Genomic DNA, 14354 nt, shown 5'->3' with positions numbered 1-14354 from the left:
CTGGGCATACCAGTGGCCCAGCGTGCCGTCGTTGATTCCGAGATCACGAGCGACCTGCGCGATCGGTTTCCCAGTCTCCCGGACGATCCGCACAGCCCCCTCACGAAACTCCTGGTCGAACTTCCTTCGTTTCTCCGACATGACTACTCCTCATAGCGCATGTCTCCACGGTTTTGGGGGAGGTTCACGGCCGCCTGACCACGCCAGATCGGAACACGACCTACCGCGGACCCAGCAGCGACAGTCAATGGTCGTGCAGCGGCGGTGCGCAGAAGGAGCGCGACGCTAGGGCCTGGCAATGACCTCTCCGTGGAGGAGGCTGAACCAGCCGTCCTCATCGCTGATCCAGGAACGGAATGCCTCCGAGATCGCCTGCAGCTCAGGCGGAGTCGCCATCCCGGAGTCCAGCAGCTGCGTCGTGAGAGCCGACTGCAGGATGCGGTCGGCCCACATCCCGCCCCAGTACTGCCGGTCCTCCGGGTTCGCGAAGCACCAGGTGCTCGAGGACGGTGTGATGTCGGTGAACCCGGCAGCCCGTGCCCACGACAGCAGACGACGTCCGGCCTGCGGCTCGCCGCCGTTGGCCAACGCGGCCTCCTGGTAGAGCCGCATCCACTCGTCGAAGGCCGGTGCCTCCGGGAACCAGGTGAAGCCGAGGTAGTCGCTGTCGCGTACGGCCACCAGCCCGCCGGGCTTGCACACGCGCCTCATCTCCCTCAGCGCCTGCACCGGGTCGTCGAGGTGTTGCAGAACCTGGTGGGCGTGCACGACGTCGAAGCTGTCGTCGGGCAGGTCGAGGGCGTGCGCATCGGTCACGAGATACGACACGTTCGTGCGCCCGGCCATCTCCGCACGTGCCAGGTCGAGCGCAGCGGAGGTGAGCTCGACCGCGGTCACGTGGGCGACGCGCGACGCGAGGTCCGCGGTGATGGTGCCCGGGCCGCATCCGACGTCGAGGACGCGCATCTCCGGGGACAGGTGCGGCAGCAGATAGGCCGCCGAGTTCTCCAGCGTGCGCCAGCGATGGGACCGGAGGACCGACTCGTGGTGTCCGTGTGTGTAGGAGGGCATGCTTCGCAGGGTATTCGTTCATCCCACCATGTGAATCAATTCGTCTCGCTATGTGGGCTCAGGTCGTGACGGCGATGACCGGCACGATGGCGGCGGCCACGATGGCGGCCTGCACGGCCTGGACCGAGCGCGCGACGGCGGCCGACGTCGGGCCGGCCGTGGCGCTGTGCTGGGAGATGTCCTTCGCGCGATGCTCGGCCTGCTTGCGGTGCTGCTTGTCGACGACCTCCCGCACCAGTCCGAGCGGGCTGAGCAGCGCGATGAGCAGCTCGGTGCGGGCCTCCGCCTCGTTGCCGTAGACCAGCACGTGCTTCAGGCGTGATCGGAGCTCGTGCTCGGGAGCAGGGTCGATCTCGGGCCACCGGACGGTGTCGAAGATCCCGAGGATCTTGCCGCGCTCCTCGCTGAGCACCCCGCGCTCGGCGAGCGACCTCCCGACCTGGTCCCGCAGCGGCTTGAGCGCCTTGGGCAGGTGGTTCACCCAGTGCTGCGCCGTGCGCTTGGCGTCGCTGGCCAGCAGCTCGGCGTGCGCAGCGGCCAGCAGCGGATGCGCAGGCGTCCCCTCGACGGCCGTCAGCGACTTGCCCTCGGCGTGCACGAGCTCGACGGCGGCCAGGTCGAGCAGCAGGGCACCAGCAAGAGCGTTGTCGAGCGCGAGCACGGCACCGGGCTTGCCGGACTCGTCGTCGTGCGCCAGCAGGAACAGCTCTTCAGCGAGCAGCAGTGCGGTCATCCCCCCAGATTGGCACGACTCGTCCGGCGCGCGGACCACGTTGCGTCGCCAGGGATCGGCAGATCAGGCCGAGGCGTCCGCGTCCCACGCCTGCACCAGGGTGTCCACCTGGGCCAGTCGGGCGATGACGGCGTCGGCGAGCTCCGCAGAGGTGGCGTCCGCGGTGCCCGCGCCGGCGGCGAGGCCGACGAGGAAGGCGGTCAGCGGCGCCGAGGGCCGGTTCACGCCGTGCGCGATGTCCCGCACCATGTCCAGCACCGGGCCGCTCACCGTGGCGATGAGGTCCTCATCGATCCCGAGCTCGAGTGCGGCCGAGGCGATCCATCGTTCGCGGTCGTCCATCGTTCCTCCAGGGTGTGGCGCGGCGCAGCCATGGCCTCCGGTGCGCAGATCGGCCCCGGGGCTGCTGTCCGGGGGAATTGTAGCCATGCTCCAATCGGGGCCGACGACGTCCCCTCTCGACGTAAATTACGTCCGGGTGACCGCGGTAAGGCCTGGCCGTTTCCCTCGCGTTTCGCTGAGAATCTCGACCGCCGCGACTCCGCGTCGACCAATTCGACCATGCCTATGGCTGGGTGAATGGCTGGGTGTATCGACGGTGCAGCCCGAGGTGCACCCTGGCCACACCCAGGCATGCGCCCAGCCCGACTCCGAGGCTCGACGTCCGGGACCTTGTCTGCGTCGATCAAGCTCGGGCCCGTACCCCGGTTCCGGGCGCATCTCGCCCAGTACGCTGCCAACGTGCTGGTGATCTCCGAACTGCGAGAGCTTCTCCACCTCCCCAACTTCCGCAAGCTGCTCGCGGTCCGCCTGACCAGCCAGACCGGCGACGGGATGTTCCAGGTCGGGCTCGCCACCTTGTTCTTCTTCTCCCCCGAGAACGCGAGCACGGCGACCGGGGTCGCCACGGCGTTCGCGGTGCTGCTGCTCCCCTTCACCGTCGTCGGCCCCTGGGCCGGCGTGCTGCTCGATCGCTGGCGGCGCCGGCAGGTGCTGGTCGTCGGGAACCTGGCGCGGGTCGCGATCACCCTGACGATCTCGCTGCTGCTGCTGACCGGCGGCGTCGGCCCGGGCGTCTATGCGCTCGCGCTGGTCAACCTGTCGATCAACCGGTTCCTGCTCTCAGCGCTGTCGGCGTCGCTCCCGCGCGTCGTCGGCGGCCCGCTGCTGCTCACGGCCAACTCGCTGACACCCACGCTCGGGGCGGCCGCCGCCGGCGTCGGCGCGGGCATCGCGTTCACGCTCGGCCTGATCCTGCCGCCGGGCCGCACCAAGGACGCCACGGTGCTGGCCGTCGCCGCACTCGTGCTCGCGGTGGCGGCCGCGCTCGCGACCCGCATCGGCCGCGACCTGCTCGGCCCCGACCGCCGGGCCGACGCCGGAGAGCTCCGCCGCGCCCTGAGCATTCTCGGCCACGACCTCGTCGCAGGGGCCCGCCACCTGCGCGAGCAGGGCACCCCGGCGCGCGCCCTCCTCGTGATGGCCGCGCACCGGTTCCTGTACGGGATGGTCTTCATCGCGAGCATCCTCATCTCACGGAACCTGCTCGCGGACCCCGCCGACGCCACCGCGGGCCTGCGCACGTTCGGCACGGTGCTCGCCGCGACGGCCATCGGGTTCATGCTCGCACTGGTGCTGACCCCGGTGCTCAGCCGGCGCAACGGGCCGCACGCGTGGATCGTGTACTGCCTCGCGCTGGCCGCTGCGAGCCAGCTGCTGCTCGCCGCGACCGACAGCCGGTGGGCCGTGCTCGCGTGTGCGGGCGCGCTCGGGCTGGCCGCGCAGGGCGCCAAGATCGCGGTCGACACGATCGTGCAGCGGGACACCGACGACGCGTTCCGGGGCCGCGCGTTCGCCCTGTACGACGTGCTGTACAACGCGGCCTTCGTGGGCGCCGCAGCGCTGGCCGCCCTCGTCCTGCCCGACGACGGCTACTCCCACGGGGTCTTCGCCGTCCTGGCCCTGGCCTACCTGCTGGCCGCGTTCGTCTACCGGGCGAGCTCGACCCGCTCCGCGTTCCCGCGCAAACGCCCCTGACGCGGTGACGACGCCGACCCAACTGGACCCGGGCCGGGGTGATTCACGTGAAACAACGACGCTGCAGCACACCGGTGAGCTCCGCGGGTGCTGGTGACCCGAGTCGAGCGAGGCGTTCGGGCAGGAACGCCTCGCTCGACTCTGACCCTGATACCTACTCGTTCACCGCGCTGATCGGCTCCGCCTCGCCGATGATCGCCAGGATCTGCTCGCGCGGCAACGACACCGCGAGGGCCCAGTAGTAGATGACCAGGCTGAACGCGGCGACCGTGCCGATGTCCCACCAGAGCGGGATCAGCGGAGTCTTCATCGGGCCGTAGTCGCTCACGTACACGATCAGGCCGAGCCCGATCAGGTAGACCGGCAGCCACTGCGCGGCGCGCCAGTTGAGCACGGGCGGGTGCGGGTTCAGCTTGAAGATCCGGTTGATGGCAAGGATCGCATAGCCGATCAGGATGGCGATCCCGAGCTTGTAGTCCGTGGCCCAGGTCGACCACATGATGATCAGGTTCGCCACCACGAACGCGAGAGGCGCCCAGATGTGCCCCATCGGGAGCTTGTAGGGCCGCTCGGTGTCGGGCAGTCGCTTGCGGAAGACGCCGAACGCGAGCGGCGCCCCGGCGTACATCAGCACGCTCGCACTGGTGATCAGCCCGACGAGCGACTGCCAGCTGGGGAACGGCAGGAAGCAGATGCAGCCGACGATGAAAGCAGTGAGGACCCCGAACCACGGCACGCCGCGCTTGTTCAGCGACTCGAACAGCTTCGGCACGTAGCCGTTGCGGCTCAGCCCATAGGAGACCCTGGACGAGGCCGCGGTGTAGATCAACCCGGTACCCCCGGGGGAGATGATCGCGTCCGCGTAGAGGATCGTCGCCAGCCAGCCGAGGCTGACCAGGGAGGCGAGCTGGGCCCACGGCCCGGTGAACGCCGTGTACAGCCCGGGCGAGACTTCGGCCCAGGTCGAGCCGATCGCGCTCTGCGGCAGCGCGAGCAGGAAGACGAGCTGCAGCGCGATGTAGATGATGAGGCCGAGCACGATCGAGCCGATCACGGCGATCGGGATGTCCCGCTTCGGGTTCTTGCTCTCGCCCGCGAGCTGGTCGGCCTGTTCGAAGCCGAGGTAGGCGAAGATGATCCCGCTGGTGGAGACCGCGGCGAGGATCCCATGGACGCCGTCGGGCGCGAAGCCGTCAGCCGCCGTGAAGTTCCCGGGGTGCAACCCGCCGAGGATGGCGACGATCAGGATCGTGGCGAGCGGGACGCCGACCTTCCACCAGGTCGCGACGCTGTTCGTCAGGGCCAGGGCCCGGATGCCGAGGAAGTTCACCGAGGAGATCAGGGCCATCAGCACGATGGCCACGACCAGGCCGCTCGGGGTGAGCAGCCCCTTGGTGTTCAACCAGCCGCTGGCGAAGGAGTAGTGCGTGCCGTAGCTGATCATCGCCGAGACCTCGATCGGCGCCACGGTCGCGGCCTGCAGCCAGGAGAACCAGCCGAACGACGCGCCGGCCACCCCGCCGAACGCGTAGTGCGGGAATCTGGCCGAGCCGCCGGAGACCGGGTACATCGCCCCGAGCTCGGCGTGCACCAGGGCGAGGATCAGGATCGCCGCCCCACCGATGACCCAGGAGATGATCGCGGCCGGCCCGGCCGTCGCGAGCGCGGTCTTCGCCCCGAATAGCCATCCTGAACCGATGATCGAGCCCATCGAGACCCAGAGCAGGGAGACGAGTCCGATCTCTCTCTTCATCGACCGGGGCGCGCTCGCCGCGGGCTTCTCGGAGATCACCATGACAGCACCCGCCTTCTTACAGAATTCACAGTGGCGATCCGTCTGATCGGGCTTGAGGAGATCATGCTGTTCCGTTCTACGGGATCTTGTCCGCGGCCCTGGAGCAAGCGCCGCGAATCTGCACACCAGTTTCACTTGACCGTATCGGGACGCCCATGTCACGACGGTAATGACGGTGTTTCAGATGGGTAAATTACCGCATCGGGGCTCGCAATGCCCGGCGACGCGCCCCCAGAAGACCTCAAAGTGCGGAACCGGACCCGCGTCCCGGCCTCCTCAACGCTCCTGCGTCGCCCACCACTCGAGCAGCGCGGCGGTCGCGGTCGCCTCGTCGAGCGGACCGCGGTCCATCCGCAGCTCGAGCAGGAACCGGTACGCCCGCCCGATCTCCGGGCCCGCCGGTACCCCCAGGATCGCCATGATCTGCTCGCCGTCGAGGTCGGGTCGGATCGCCGCCAGCTCCTCGCTCTGGCGCAGCACCGCGATCCGCGCCTCGAGGTCGTCGTACGCGCGCGAGAGCCGGTCCGCCTTGCGCCGGTTCCGGGTCGTGGAGTCCGACCTGGCGAGCCGGTGCAGGCGCTCGAGCAGCGGTCCGGCGTCGGTCACGTAGCGGCGCACGGCCGAGTCGGTCCAGCCGCCCTCGCCGTACCCGTGGAAGCGCAGGTGCAGCTCGGTCAGCCGCGCGACCGCCTTGACCGTGTCCTTGTCGAACCGCAGCGCCTTGAGGCGGCGCGTGACCAGCTTCGCGCCCACGACCTCGTGGTGGTGGAAGCTCACGCCGCCGCGGTCCTCGAACCGCCGGGTCGCCGGCTTGCCGATGTCGTGCAGCAGCGCGGCGAGCCGGAGCACCAGATCGGGGCCCGGCACGGGCCCCGCCGGTCCGGTCTCCAGCGCGATCGCCTGCTCGAGGACCGTGAGCGAGTGCTCGTAGACGTCCTTGTGCCGGTGATGCTCGTCGATCTCGAGCTGCAGCGCGGGCAGCTCGGGCAGCACGTGCGCGGCGAGCCCGGTGTCGACCAGCACCTCGAGCCCGCGGCGCGGTCCGCCGGAGATCAGCAGCTTGACCAGCTCGTCGCGCACCCGCTCGGCCGAGACGATCTCGATCCGATCGCTCATCTCCTCGATCGCGGCCCACGCCTCGGGAGCCACCGTGAAACCGAGCTGGGCGGCGAACCGGGCGGCCCGCATCATCCGCAACGGGTCGTCGTCGAACGACTGGCGCGAGCTGACCGGCGTGCGCAGCGTGCCGCGCGCGAGGTCCGCGAGCCCGTCGAACGGGTCCACGAACTCGAGCTCGGGCAGCCGGACCGCCATCGCGTTCACCGTGAAGTCGCGCCGGGACAGGTCGCCGTCGAGCGTGTCCCCGAAGACCACCTCGGGCTTGCGCGACGACGTGTCGTACTCGTCGGTCCGGTAGGTGGTCACCTCGACGACGACGTGCTCCCCGCCGCGGCTGCGACCCGCGCCGATCGTCCCGAACGCCTTGCCGATGGCCCAGTGCGTGTCACCCCAGGCGGCGAGCAGCGCCTGCGTCTGGTCCGGCGTCGCCGACGTCGCGAAGTCGAGGTCCGCGCTGACTCGCCCGAGGAAGGCATCGCGAACCGGTCCCCCGACCAGCGCGAGCTCGTGGCCGGCGGCCCGGAAGATCTCGCCGAGCTCGAGGGCTTCGGGGGCGAGATCGGCCAGGATGTCGCGCACGCGGCCGCGCAGCGCACGCAGCTCGGGGGCTTCGGAGGACACGGCCTCCGGGGCCGGCGCGACGCCGTCGGCGGGGTTCTCGGTCAGGGGCACGACGTGCAAGCCTGCCAGATGTCGCCGTGCGGCGGCGCGGGTGGCCGCCAGATGGCTGGTCGGCGACCACCCGGCGGCCGACCGATGGCCCGACCCGACCGCGCAGACTAGTTACAGTGGCGACATGTCCAGCGTCCCGCCGCATCCGCGCCCAAGCGGCGTGCCGGCGCCGCCGGGCGGCCATCCGCTCCGGATCGACCCCGCCCTGGGCCGCGCCGTTGCGCCCAGCCTGCCCGTCGTCGACGAGACCTCGGCCGGCGGGCTGGTCGTCTCCTTCGTCCGCGGCGTGCACCTCGCGGCCGTGATCGCACGCCGCAACCGGGCCGGGCGCCTCGAGTGGTGCCTGCCCAAGGGTCACCTCGAGGGCGACGAGACCCCCGAGGAGGCCGCCGTCCGCGAAATCGCCGAAGAGACAGGGATCCGCGGCGAGGTGGTGCGCCGCCTGGGCATCGTCGACTACTGGTTCACCGGCGACGACCGCCGCGTGCACAAGGTCGTGCACCACTTCCTGCTCGACGCGCTCGGGGGAACCCTGAGCGTCGAGGGAGACCCCGATGGAGAGGCCGAGCTCGCCGAATGGGTTGCCCTGACCGACCTTCCGCACCGGCTCGCCTACCCGAACGAGCGGCGGCTCGCCGAGGCGGCGCACGTGGTGCTCGTCAACGGGGCATGAGCGCCCGGCTTCGTCGCGCCCGAAGCGCGCGCCCCGGACCGCTGCTCCGCGGTCTGCTGGGCGCCGTCCTCGCGGTCGGCGTCCTGCTCGAGCCCGCCCTGGTCGGCGCCCTGCCCGCGGGCGCCAGCACCCCGACGCCGAGCGCGTCGGACCCCGCTTCCCCGTCCCCCACGCCCACCACCAGCGCCGACTCCTCCGGGGACGCGCTCCCGGTGGACGTCTCCATCACGAGCGTCTCCCCGCAGGTGCTGCGGCCGGGCGACGAGCTCGTGGTGCGCGCGACGGTACGCAACACGGGCGACACCGCGCTGGCCAACCCGCGGGCGGCGCTGCGGATCAGGCGGTTCCTGATCTCCACCCGCAGCGCGGTCGACCAGTGGGCGCAAGCCGACCCGACCGACTACGCCGGGACGTCGGTCCGGTCCGCGCCGCTGAGCAAGCCGCTCGCCCCTGGTGCCACCGCGAACATCCAGCTCAAGGTCCCCGCGAACGAGCTGCTGCTCTCCACGGCGCCCGCGGCGTGGGGTCCGCGCGGGATCTCGGTCGAGCTCACGGACGCCGGGCGGCGCGCGGGCCTCGCCCGCACCTTCACGCTGTGGCTCCCCACCCCCCAGCTCAGCACCGTGCGCGTCAGCGTGGCCGTCCCGCTCACCGGGGACCCGCTCACCCCGGACGCGGCCACCCACCCGGTCGTTCCCTCGAAAGCGGAGCTCGCGCGACTCCGCGACATGCTCACGGTGACCAAGGACCGGCCGGCGGTCGCGTGGGTCGTCGACCCGGCGCTGCTCGGAGCGCTGGCCGCCGACGACACCGCCGCAGCGGGCGGGGCCGACCAGACGACCCCCGCCGCGCAGGCCCGGGTGCTCGCGGCCAGGCTGGCCACGGCCGCCGCGGGTCGCGACATCTTCGCCCTCCCCTGGCTCGACCCCGACCTCGCGGCGCTCGCGCATGCCGGTGCCGCCGACACCGCGGCGTCCGCCACCAGACTCAGCAGGCGCGGATCCCTGCCCGTCCTCGGCACACCGCCGCGCACCGACCTCGCGTGGCCGGCCCAGAGCGTGCCGGACCAGGCCACGGTGGCCCTCGCGGCCAAGGCCGGCGCGCGCAACGTCGTCGTCGGCGGGGACGGGCTCGCGTCGCCCGACCTGTCCTACACCCCGACCGGGCGCGCCACGGTGAAGACGCCGTCCGGCGACGTCGGCGCGCTCGTCGCCGATCCCGCCCTGACCGCCCAGCTCTTCGACGCCGGACCCGCGACCGCCGCGACCGCCGCGCAGCGCATGCTCGCCGAGACCGCCGTCGTCGCGCGGGAACGCCCGAACGACGCCCGGCACCTCCTGCTCGCGCCGGGACGGAGCTGGCGGCCCGACGTGGCGATCGCGCGGGCGCAGCTCGGGACCATCGCGGGCGCCCCGTGGGTCCACCTGTCGCCCGTCTCGACCCTGATCGGCACGGCCGACCCGGGCGTCGAGCGCGACGCCCTGCCCACGAAGGTCGTCGCCGCACGCGAGGTCGCGCCGGCCCAGATCCAGACCCTCCGCACTGCCCGGGCCGCCCTCGACCGGTTCGCGACGCTCGTCCACGACCCGGCCACGCTCCTCACGGGCGCCGACGCGACCGAGCTCGCGCCGCTCTCGGTCGCCTGGCGAGCCGAGCCCGCCCGGCGCACCGCCGCGGTGCACGATGCCGAGGCAGCCCTCACTGCGCGGCGCAGCGGGGTGTCCGTGGTGCCCGGGAGCCTCCTGAAGATCATTTCGCAGTCGGGTACCTTCCCGGTCCGGCTGCGCAACGACCTGAACCAGGACGTCACGGTGCAGGTCGCGCTCGATCCCGAGAACCGCCGGCTCGTCGTCGACGGCGCCAAGTCGGTCGTCGTGCCGGCCAACTCCCAGACGCAGGCGCGCATCCCGTTCAAGGCCGTGGGCAGCGGCGACGTGAAGGTCAACGTCGCGCTGCTCGCGCCGGACGGGAGCCCGATCGCCGACGCGACACCGTTCGTCGTCCGGGTCCGTGCCGACTGGGAGAATGTCGGGACCGTGATCGTCGCGGGCATCCTCGGGCTCGCGTTCCTGTTCGGCATCGTGCGCACCATCCGCCGCGGACAGACCACCCGCCGCGGCGCGAGCGAGCAGGAGCTGGCCGTGATCGCCGTGTCCGACGTCGCGCCGATCCCCGTGTCGGAGGGTCCTGCCCTGACCGCACCGACCATGACCGTGCCCGAACCCCCGAAGGTGGACCAACGATGAGCGCCCAGCGCCCCGGCGTGCCGACGCCCGACGACCTGACGCCGGACGCCGTCGGGCCCGACGAGGCGCCTGTCGTGCCCGACGAGGCACTCGTCGTGCGGGCCAACCTGGGTCGCCACACCACGCTGATGGCCTCCGGTACCGCCGTGTCGCGGGTCCTCGGGTTCGTCAAGGGCGCGCTGCTCGTGTACGCGATCGGGCTGACGGGGAACGCCGCGAACACGTTCGCGGTCGGCAACAAGCTGCCGAACATCCTGTACCTGCTGATCGCCGGCGGGGTGCTCAACGCTGTCCTGGTGCCGCAGGTGGTGCGCGCCTACAAGCGCGCGGACGGTGACGACTTCGTCAACCGGCTGCTCACCCTCGGTGCCGTGCTCCTCGCCGCACTCGCCGGGCTGCTCACCCTCGCAGCCCCGCTGCTCGTCTCGCTCTACACCAGCTACGCCGACCCGCGGCTGACGGACCTCGCGGTGCTGTTCGCCTACTGGTGCCTGCCGCAGGTGCTCTTCTACGGCCTGTACGCGCTGATCGGGCAGGTCCTGAACGCCCGTGGCAGCTTTGGTCCGCTGATGTGGGCGCCGGTCGTGAACAACCTGGTGGCGATGGCCGGTCTCGGCGCCTTCATCGCCGTGCACGGCGTGTTCGCCGACCACAAGGGTCTGATCAACGACCCCGCGACCTGGACCGGCACGCAGGTCGCCCTGCTCGCCGGCACCGCGACACTCGGTGTCGTCGCGCAGGCGTTCGTGCTGCTGGTCCCGCTCTACCGCAGCGGTTTTCGATACCGGCCCCGGTGGGGGTTCCGCGGGGTCGGCATGGGCAACACCGGGCGGGTCGCGTCGTGGACGTTCGCCGGGCTCGTCGTCGGCCAGCTCGGCGTCCTCGTCATCACCAATGTGGCCAGCGCGGTCGGTAACACGGCGGGCGGCGGTGCGGGCCTGGCCGGGAACGCGGTGTACGACAACGCGTTCCTCGTGTTCATGCTGCCGCACTCCCTGGTCACGGTCTCGCTGCTCACCGCGCTGTTCACCGGCCTGTCGGCCCGGGCCGCGGCCAACGACGTCGTCGCGGTGCGCGCCGATCTCTCGTTCGGGCTGCGGACCGTCGGCTTGTTCACCGTCATCGCGGCCGCGGTGCTGATGGTCCTGGCGTACCCGTTCGCCCGGGTCCTGCAGCCGTCCGCGAGCTCCCAGGACGTGTCCGCGCTGAGCGCCGTGATCCTGGTGATGCTGCTGGGCCTGCCTGCCTTCGGCGCCTGGTCGATGACGCAACGGGTCTTCTACGCGTACGAGGACGCCCGCTCGATGGTGCCGATCCAGGTCGGGATGGCCGCGGTCGTGGCGGGCGGTTCGCTGCTCACGCAGGCGCTGACGGAACCCCGGTACTGGGTGGTCGGTGCGGGACTTTCCATGACGATCTCCTACGGCCTCGGGGCGGTCGTCGCACTGGTGCTGCTGCGTCGCAAGCTCGGCACGCTCGGCGCCGGCCCGATCCTGCGCCTGCACGTCCGGGCCGTGCTCGCGGCCCTGGTCGCGGCGGGCGCGGGCTGGACCTCGGTGCACCTGATCGGCCACCTCGCCGCCTCCGGCGCGCCGCGCGCCGTGCTGGTCTGCGTCGGCGTCGGGCTGCTCATGACGGCGATCTACGCGGGCCTGCTCAAGCTCATGCATGTGCGAGAGCTCGACGATCTGGTGCGCCCGTTGCTCCGTCGGGTGGGTCGCTCCGCGTAACATGGCCGCACCGGCGCGCGGCCGGTGACACCAGCGCGCAAGGCGCACGGCAAGCACAAGGGAGGCCCGGTGGACGGCGTCGTCGGACGAGGCACGCTGCTGGCCGGCCGTTACCGGATGCTCCAACCGATCGCCTCGGACCTCGCGGGCGCGACCGCCTGGCACGCGAAGGACCAGATCCTGGACCGCGCGGTGCGCGTCGCCATCCTGTCCCAGGGGCACGTGCCGCAGGCGCTCGACGCCGCCCGCCGTGCCGCCCTGGTGACCGATCCCCGCCTGGTGCGCGTGCTCGACGTCGGCGAGCACGCCGGCGTCGCGTACATGGTGACCGAGCCAGTCAAGGGCCCGTCGCTCGCCCAGCTCGTCTCGCGCGGGCCGCTGCCCGCCGACCAGGCCCGCGCCATCATCGGCGAGGCCGCGTCCGCCCTGGAGACCGCGCGTCGCCGGGGCGTGCACCACCTCGCGCTGCGCCCCTCCGTGCTGCACCTCACGCCCGACGACCGCGTACTGCTCACCGGGCTCGCCATTGACGGCGCGCTGCTGGGCCGTGAGCAGAACGACGCCCGGTCCACGACCCGCGCGGACACCGTCGCCCTGGTCGCACTGCTGTACGCCGCCATGACCGGGCGCTGGCCCGGGACGGTCCCCGACGCGGTCGAGGCCGACGGCCCGAGCGTGCCCCAGCTGCCCGCCGCTCCGTCGCTCGAGGGCCTCCCGGTCGCGCCGTCCGAGCTGGTCGCGGGCGTGCCGAACGACCTCGACACGCTGTGCGCCGTCACTCTCGGCGGGCACGACGACGGGCCGCACACCCCCGCCGAGCTCGTCCTGGAACTCGAGCCGTGGGGCAACCTCCGGGCGGTGGACCTGCTCGCGGGCTCGCGCGGAGGGTCGCCGACGGCGGTCATCGCCGCGATCCCCCCGCTTCCCGAGGCCGCCCCCACCGCGCCGGTCGCCTCGCCCGCAACCGTGCAGCGGCAGTCCGTCCGGTCCGCGTTCGCCGAGCGTCCGGCGGCGCCCGCGGCCCGACCCGGCACTCCTCCCCCCGCAGTGCCCACCCGCACGACGGCGTTCGGCGCGGCAGCCGGTGCGGGCGGCGTGGCAGCCGGCGCGGCAGCGGCGGCTGCTCGGGGTGCGACTCGTTCGACGAGCCCCGGCGCCTCGGTCGACCCCTCCGCCACCTCGGTCCTGCCCGCTGCTGCGGACCCGGGTGCCACCACGGTGATGCCGGTCGCGGCGGACCCGGGAGTGACCTCCGTCTTCCCCACGACGGCGCACCCCGGAGCCACCACCGTCCTGCCCGCCGCCTCGGACCCGGTCTCGGCGCGCCCCCCGGTGGTGCCGCCGGTCCGCAAGCCCTCGATCCCCCGGCCGGTGGCCGCCGGCCCGCCCCCGACCTCCCCCGTCCCGACGACGACCGGGGCCATCGCGCTCGCTCACCAGATCCCCCGCGTCGCGCGCGAGGAGCTCTCGGCGGCTCGCGAGGCGATGGTCACCAAGCGCTTCGACCCGACCAAGCTCGTGATCGGGCTGGTCCTGCTCGTCGTCGTGGTCGTGCTCTGGGCCGCGTTCAGCACGCTGACCAGCCCGGGCGGGACGCCCAAGGCTGGCGCCGCGACCCCGAGCGCGCGTACGAGTGCGTCGGCGTCGGCGTCGTCCACCCCGACAACCGAGCCGAGCGCCACGCCGAGCAAGAGCGCCGCCGCCGCCCCGGTGATCGCCTCCGGTCAGCAGCTCGACCCGCCACCCGAGGGTGACAACAACGAGCACCCGGAGGCCGTGCCACTCGCGATCGACGCCAACCCGGCGACGTTCTGGCACACGCGCACCTACAAGGCGTCCACCTTCGCCGGGCTGAAGAAGGGCATCGGCTACGCCGTGAACCTCACCGCCGACGCGACCGTCACCACGGTCAAGCTCCAGGTGCACGGCACCGGCGGGAACGTCGAGATTCGCGCCACCGACCCGTCGACCCCGATGCAGGGCACGATCCTCGCGCAGGGACCGCTCGGACCGAACACCACGTTCACCCTCAGCAAGCCGACCAAGACCAAGCACATCGTCCTGTGGTTCACGGCCCTGCCACAGACGGCCGACGGCGCGAACCGCCTGGAGCTCGCCGAGGTCGGCGTGTCCTGAGACGCCGATTCACGCCACGTCGGCACAGAATTCTTGCCACGTCGGCACAGAACTCTCGCCCTTCGGAACAGAAACGGTCGAGAATCCGTTCTGATGCACGGTGTCGAACTCATGCACTGCCCGACAGCCACGACGCACCATG

General features: G+C 72.0%; 11 protein-coding genes. 5 read left to right on the top strand and 6 right to left on the bottom strand.

Features of this window, described 5'->3' with window-relative positions; translation table 11 throughout:
* From VIM26_RS23610 to VIM26_RS23595, 4 genes are all read right to left on the bottom strand, one after another.
* Positions 1 to 141 (bottom strand): transposase (locus VIM26_RS23610; RefSeq protein ID WP_331955775.1); only part of this gene is annotated, 141 nt, incomplete at its 3' end.
* Positions 142 to 285: 144 nt separating this feature from the next.
* Positions 286 to 1071 carry a class I SAM-dependent methyltransferase gene (locus VIM26_RS23605; protein WP_331955771.1) on the bottom strand — a complete coding sequence of 262 codons (786 nt, stop codon included), beginning with the start codon at positions 1069 to 1071 and terminating at the stop codon, positions 286 to 288.
* A 58-nt stretch (positions 1072 to 1129) separates the two neighbouring features.
* A complete protein-coding gene (locus VIM26_RS23600) occupies positions 1130 to 1804 on the bottom strand; it encodes a GOLPH3/VPS74 family protein (protein ID WP_331955770.1) in 675 nt (224 codons plus the stop codon).
* A 63-nt stretch (positions 1805 to 1867) separates the two neighbouring features.
* Positions 1868 to 2146, bottom strand: a complete 279-nt coding sequence (locus VIM26_RS23595) for a DUF6457 domain-containing protein (protein ID WP_331955769.1) — start codon at positions 2144 to 2146, stop codon at positions 1868 to 1870.
* Between the two features lie 399 nt (positions 2147 to 2545).
* On the opposite strand from VIM26_RS23595, the gene VIM26_RS23590 reads away from it, so the two are divergent.
* A complete protein-coding gene (locus tag VIM26_RS23590) occupies positions 2546 to 3841 on the top strand; it encodes an MFS transporter (RefSeq protein ID WP_331955768.1) in 1296 nt (431 codons plus the stop codon).
* A 154-nt stretch (positions 3842 to 3995) separates the two neighbouring features.
* Here VIM26_RS23590 and VIM26_RS23585 read toward each other — a convergent pair whose 3' ends face one another.
* Together VIM26_RS23585 and VIM26_RS23580 are read right to left on the bottom strand one after the other, a co-directional pair.
* Positions 3996 to 5636, bottom strand: a complete 1641-nt coding sequence (locus tag VIM26_RS23585) for an APC family permease (protein ID WP_331955767.1) — start codon at positions 5634 to 5636, stop codon at positions 3996 to 3998.
* Between the two features lie 276 nt (positions 5637 to 5912).
* Positions 5913 to 7421, bottom strand: coding sequence for a CCA tRNA nucleotidyltransferase (locus VIM26_RS23580; RefSeq protein WP_414696553.1), 1509 nt, complete (start codon positions 7419 to 7421; stop codon positions 5913 to 5915).
* Between the two features lie 130 nt (positions 7422 to 7551).
* On the opposite strand from VIM26_RS23580, the gene VIM26_RS23575 reads away from it, so the two are divergent.
* The 4 genes from VIM26_RS23575 to VIM26_RS23560 are packed head-to-tail and all read left to right on the top strand — an operon-like array spanning position 7552 to position 14212.
* A complete protein-coding gene (locus VIM26_RS23575; RefSeq protein WP_331955766.1) occupies positions 7552 to 8100 on the top strand; it encodes an NUDIX hydrolase in 549 nt (182 codons plus the stop codon).
* Complete coding sequence (locus VIM26_RS23570) at positions 8097 to 10346, top strand: DUF6049 family protein (protein ID WP_331955765.1); 2250 nt, start codon at positions 8097 to 8099, stop codon at positions 10344 to 10346. Before VIM26_RS23575 ends, VIM26_RS23570 begins: the two co-directional genes overlap by 4 nt.
* Positions 10343 to 12076 carry a murein biosynthesis integral membrane protein MurJ gene (gene murJ, locus VIM26_RS23565; RefSeq protein WP_331955764.1) on the top strand — a complete coding sequence of 578 codons (1734 nt, stop codon included), beginning with the start codon at positions 10343 to 10345 and terminating at the stop codon, positions 12074 to 12076. Before VIM26_RS23570 ends, murJ begins: the two co-directional genes overlap by 4 nt.
* 24 nt (positions 12077 to 12100) lie before the next feature.
* Positions 12101 to 14212, top strand: coding sequence for a hypothetical protein (locus tag VIM26_RS23560; RefSeq protein WP_331955763.1), 2112 nt, complete (start codon positions 12101 to 12103; stop codon positions 14210 to 14212).
* Positions 14213 to 14354: the final 142 nt, after the last annotated feature.

The organism is Pengzhenrongella sp. (assembly GCF_036565025.1).
GTDB lineage: Bacteria > Actinomycetota > Actinomycetes > Actinomycetales > Cellulomonadaceae > Pengzhenrongella.
The sequence above is the reverse complement of the archived record's forward strand: the minus strand, read 5'-3'. Positions and strand labels throughout refer to the sequence as shown.